The 623-nt window shown below is 72.2% G+C and carries 2 pseudogenes; both read right to left on the bottom strand.

From position 1 onward, the window contains the following. Positions 1-118: pseudogene (locus tag EAO77_RS40735) on the bottom strand (indole-3-glycerol phosphate synthase); the annotation flags it as partial. Between the two features lie 212 nt (positions 119-330). Beyond that, positions 331-623, bottom strand: a pseudogene (locus EAO77_RS41585) (dihydrofolate reductase family protein); the annotation flags it as partial.

Below are 623 nucleotides of genomic sequence, written 5' to 3'. Positions count from 1 at the left end.
CTCCCCGGGGCTGCATCAGGACCACGAACGACACGTCCTCGTCCCCGTGCAGGGTGGTGAGGAACTCCACGTCGTCGCCGGTAAGGGGCTTCTCGATCATCAGTACGCTTGTGAACACGTTCAGGAGCCCTTCTGCGGAAACCATCCTTCCCCGTGACAGCACGGGGTTCTGCGACACAAGTGTGCCCCTCGGGGGCTAAGCGGAACTGTTAATTCCGGCGTTTCTCGCCTGTCGTGGCACAGGTGTGACAGCACCGGCGCCCGGCGCTCGCCGACCCGTCGCGGTTCGCGCTGGCGTCGGTGCTGGAGGACGCGGGCTTCCTGTTCACCCGCTACCGCCGGGCCCCAGGCGATCCGCTGCGCGTCCCCCGCCGTCATCGCCGGCGAGACGGTCAGACAGAGCTCGTCGAGGACCGCGGCCGCCGCGAACTGGCCGAGCAGCCGCGGGCCGCCCTCGGTGAGCAGCCGTACGAGCCCGCGCGCGGCGAGCTCCCGCACCGCCCGCTCCGGGTCCACACCGCGGCCGTCGCCCGCCACCACCACCTCGGCCCCCGCGCGCTTCGCCGCCGCGACCCGCTCCGGCGCGGCCACGGCTCCCGTCAGCACCAGCGTCGGCACCAGGG

This window comes from Streptomyces sp. T39 (genome assembly GCF_008042045.1).
In the GTDB taxonomy this organism is placed as follows: domain Bacteria; phylum Actinomycetota; class Actinomycetes; order Streptomycetales; family Streptomycetaceae; genus Streptomyces.
Note: the sequence above shows the minus strand (reverse complement) of the source record. Positions and strands in the feature narration are given on the sequence as shown.